Origin of the sequence: Propionivibrio sp. (genome assembly GCF_017995515.1) — a bacterium.
Classification (GTDB): domain Bacteria; phylum Pseudomonadota; class Gammaproteobacteria; order Burkholderiales; family Rhodocyclaceae; genus Propionivibrio.
The window spans coordinates 1-4,349 of sequence record NZ_JAGOIT010000164.1 but is presented as its reverse complement, the minus strand read 5'-3'; the positions used below and the strand labels follow the sequence as shown (position 1 = coordinate 4,349).

The window sequence follows — 4,349 nt, the reverse complement described above, 5'->3', positions numbered from 1 at the left end:
ACTCTTAATCCGTTTGTCGAAGGTTCGATCCCTTCACGCCCTACCACGTATTCCATAGAAACCAGGCACTTGGAACTTTGTTCCCGGTGCCTTTTTCTTTTTCCCAAGACAAGATTTGCACTTCAGCACGGATCCATGCCTGATGATGGCTGGCGGCAATGCCGTTCATCCGTCAGAATCTGGAATTTATCCTGCCGGACATCAATTTCGTCTTGGGACGCGGCCAAAACGCTGACCGTGACCACGATCCAGCAAGCAGAAGAATGACATCGGAGATAGTCAGCATGAGTACCGCAGATAGTCGCACGAGAATCAGAGAGCTTATGGCTTCCAGCGGCGTCCGCTTCGGCACCAGTGGTGCGCGCGGGCTGGTTGCCGACATGAGCGACGAAGTCTGCTACGCGTACACGGCGGCATTCCTGCACGCCATTTCAGCAAGCAAAGGGGGCGTGGCCTTGGCAATGGATCTGCGCCCGAGCAGCCCGCGGATCGCTGAGGCCTGCGCGGCAGCGATCCAGGCAGCGGGCCTGCGCGTGGATTGGTGCGGCACAATCCCGACGCCTGCGCTCGCCCTCTACGCGCAGACGCAACAGATTCCCGCCGTCATGATTACCGGCAGCCACATCCCTTTCGACCGCAACGGCATCAAGTTCTACAGCGCGTCGGGTGAAATCACCAAGACAGACGAGGCAGCCATCGCCAATGCCGTGATTTCGGTCCCGAAGCATGGGTTGCTCGCCGAGTTGCCGCCGGCCAAACCCGATGCGCACCGTATGTACATGGCGCGTTATCTCGACTTCTTCCCGTCAGGACCGCTCGCCGGCATGAAGCTGGGTTTTTATGAGCATTCGAGCGTGGGGCGCGATTTGCTGAGCGAACTGTTGCGCGCGCTGGGCGCGGAGGTCGTTTCGCTCGGCCGCGTCGACGAGTTCGTCCCGATCGATACCGAGGCGGTAAGCGAAGCCGATGTTGCACAAGCGCGCCGCTGGGCCGGACAGTACGGTTTCGATGCGATCCTATCGACCGACGGCGACGCCGACCGGCCGCTCTTGGGCGATGAGCATGGTGACTGGTTCCGCGGCGACGTGGCTGGCATTTTGTGCGCGCAATATCTCGGGGCGCAGGCAGTCGTGACGACGGTGAGTTGCAACACGGCCGTCGAATCGTGCGGCGCTTTTTCCCGCGTCGTGCGCACGCGCATCGGTTCGCCCTACGTGATCGAGGGGATCGAGCAATTGATCGGCGCCGGAATCGACAAGGTCGTCGGCTTCGAGCCGAACGGCGGCTTTCTCGTCGGATCGCCTATCGAGCGGGACGGGCGAACCCTTGCGGCGTTGCTTACGCGCGACGCCGTGTTGCCCATCCTGAGCCTCCTGTCGATGGCGCGCGAAGCCGGCATTCCCGTCTCAGCGCTGCAAAAGCGGCTACCGTCGCGCTTCACCGCCAGCGATCGCCTGCAGAATTTCGCAACCGAAACGAGCCGCGTACTGCTGCAGACGCTGTCGGCGTCGCCTGCTGCGATCGAAGCGCTGCTCGACGGGCTGTGCGGCAAACCGATCGGCCTCGACCAGACCGATGGCCTGCGCATCACGCTGAAAGGCGACGAAATCGTACATTTCCGCCCCTCGGGCAACGCGCCGGAACTGCGCTGTTATGCCGAGGCGGCGACGCCAGCGCGTGCAGCGCAGCTGGTGCATGACAGCCTGGAGCGACTCGAGTCGGGGCGAGTCAGATAGCCTACACTTGCGACTGGCGCTGTAACCAGAGGCCGATTCATTTCCTTGGAGATCGTTCATGCTGATTCAACCCGTCGTTCTCTCCGGTGGCTCGGGTACGCGCCTGTGGCCGTTGTCGCGCGAAAAATACCCGAAGCAGCTGCTGCCGCTGGTCGGTGACGACTCTCTCCTGCAGGCGACGGTTCGCCGAGTGGAGGGAACCGCCGGACTCGAAATCGCCGCGCCGATGGTCGTCTGCAACGAGGAATACCGCTTCGTGATCGCCGAGCAGTTGCGCCTGATGGGCACACCGGGGGCGATCGTCCTCGAACCGTTTGGGCGCAACACGGCGCCGGCGCTAACCTTGGCCGCGCTGGCGGCGATGCGCGACGGCAGCGACCCGATCCTGCTGGTGATGCCATCCGACCACGTCATTCTCGACGTACCGGCTTTCCAGTCGGTGGTACGCCAAGGGGCCGGACTCGCCGAGCGCGGCGCGATCGTCACCTTCGGCATCACGCCCGACTCGCCGGAGACGGGCTACGGCTACATTCAAGGCGGTGACGAATTCGGCGACGGCGGCGCCAGGGCCATTGCGCGCTTTGTCGAGAAGCCGGATCTGGCGACGGCGCAGGTTTATCTCGATGACGGTTCGTATTACTGGAACAGCGGCCTGTTCATGATGCGTGCCTCGGTGTGGTTGGCCGCCATCGAGATCTGCCGCGGCGACATTCTGGCGGCCTGCGTCGAGGCCTGGGAGAGGGGTTCGATCGACGGCGAATTCCTGCGCGTCGATAAGGAGGCGTTTGCCCAATGTCCGAAGGATTCGATCGACTACGCGGTCATGGAGCGTTTAGCCGGCGGCGCGGACACGCTGCCGCCCGGCGTGGTGATTCCGCTCTCGGCCGGCTGGTCGGACGTCGGCGCCTGGGACGCGCTGTGGGAAGTCCTGCCGAAGAACGAAGACGGAAACGTGCTCCAGGGTGACGTGGTCATGGTCGGTTGCCACAACACGCTGGCGATATCCGAGGGGCGGCTGCTCGCCTGCCTCGGTGTCGACGACATGATCGTCGTGCAGACGCCGGACGCCGTGCTGGTCGCGCACAAGAGCAGGACGCAGGAGGTGAAGGAGATCGTCGACCACCTCAAGCGCGAAGGGCGCACCGAGGGACTCCTCCACCGCAAGGTCTACCGGCCGTGGGGCTCGTACGACGGCGTCGACGTCGGCGAGCGTTTCCTGGTCAAGCGCATCGTTGTCAAGCCGGGCTCGTGCCTGTCGCTGCAGATGCACCACCACCGCGCCGAACACTGGATCGTCGTGCGCGGCACGGCCAAGGTCACGCGCGGCGACTCGACCTTCCTCGTCTCTGAGAACGAATCAACCTTCATTCCGCTGGGAACGCACCACCGTCTGGAGAATCCTGGTCGCATTCCGCTCGAGATGATCGAAGTACAGTCGGGGTCGTACCTCGGCGAGGACGACATCGAGCGCTTCGAGGATGTGTACGGGCGCTAGGCGCCCGTGACGATCGGGCGATCATCATTTTGGCCATGCCACGCTAAGGAGCACTCATGACCCTACTCGTCACCGGCGGCGCCGGCTTCATCGGCAGCAACTTCGTGCTGGACTGGCTGGCCCAGTCCGACGAACCGGTCATCACCCTCGACAAGCTCACCTACGCCGGCAACCGCGAGAACCTCGCCAGCCTGGACGGTGATGCGCGCCACGTCTTCGTCCAAGGTGACATCGGCGATTTTGAACTCGTCAGCCGCCTGCTCGCCGAGCACCGGCCGCGCGCCGTCGTGAACTTCGCCGCCGAATCGCACGTCGACCGCTCCATCCACGGCCCCGGCGAATTCATCCAGACCAACATCGTCGGCACCTTCCATCTGCTCGAAGCCATCCGCGCCTACTGGGGCGGTTTGCCTGACGAGCGAAAGACCGCCTTCCGTCTCCTGCACGTCTCCACCGACGAAGTCTATGGCTCGCTCAGTAAGGATGATCCGGCGTTTACCGAAACCCACCGTTACGAGCCGAACAGCCCGTATTCAGCATCCAAGGCCGCCTCCGACCACCTCGTGCGCGCCTACCACCACACCTACGGCCTGCCGGTGCTCACCACCAACTGCTCGAACAACTACGGCCCCTACCACTTCCCGGAAAAGCTGATCCCGCTCCTCATCGTCAACTCGCTCGCCGGCAAGTCCTTGCCCGTCTACGGCGACGGCCAGCAGATCCGCGACTGGCTGTATGTGAAAGACCACTGCAGCGCCATCCGCTGCGTGCTCGAAAAGGGGAGAGTCGGCGAAACGTACAACGTCGGCGGCTGGAACGAAAAACCCAACCTCGACATCGTGCATACGGTTTGCGCCCTGCTCGATGAGTTGCGCCCACGCCCCGACGGCCAACCGTACAGTGCGCAGATCACCTACGTCACCGACCGCCCCGGCCACGACCGTCGCTACGCCATCGACGCGGGCAAGCTCGAACGCGAACTCGGCTGGAAGCCCGCCGAGACCTTCGAGACCGGCATCCGCAAGACCGTCCGGTGGTATCTCGACCACCAACCCTGGGTCGAGAACGTGCTCAGCGGCAGCTACCGCGACTGGGTCGCCCAGCAGTACGGCGCCTGA

4 protein-coding genes are annotated in these 4,349 nt (G+C 63.6%); all 4 read left to right on the top strand.

Annotated elements, in window-relative coordinates; all coding sequences use genetic code 11:
• A partial coding sequence (locus KBA32_RS16505) for a hypothetical protein (RefSeq protein ID WP_294361322.1) occupies nt 1–267 on the top strand: 267 nt, incomplete at its 5' end.
• A 56-nt stretch (nt 268–323) separates the two neighbouring features.
• Nucleotides 324–1,736 (top strand): phosphomannomutase, encoded by a 1,413-nt coding sequence (locus KBA32_RS16500; RefSeq protein ID WP_294361320.1) that lies wholly within the window; start codon nt 324–326, stop codon nt 1,734–1,736.
• A 58-nt stretch (nt 1,737–1,794) separates the two neighbouring features.
• Nucleotides 1,795–3,231, top strand: a complete 1,437-nt coding sequence (locus KBA32_RS16495) for a mannose-1-phosphate guanylyltransferase/mannose-6-phosphate isomerase (protein WP_294361318.1) — start codon at nt 1,795–1,797, stop codon at nt 3,229–3,231.
• Nucleotides 3,232–3,287: 56 nt separating this feature from the next.
• Nucleotides 3,288–4,349, top strand: coding sequence for a dTDP-glucose 4,6-dehydratase (gene rfbB / locus KBA32_RS16490; protein WP_294361315.1), 1,062 nt, complete (start codon nt 3,288–3,290; stop codon nt 4,347–4,349).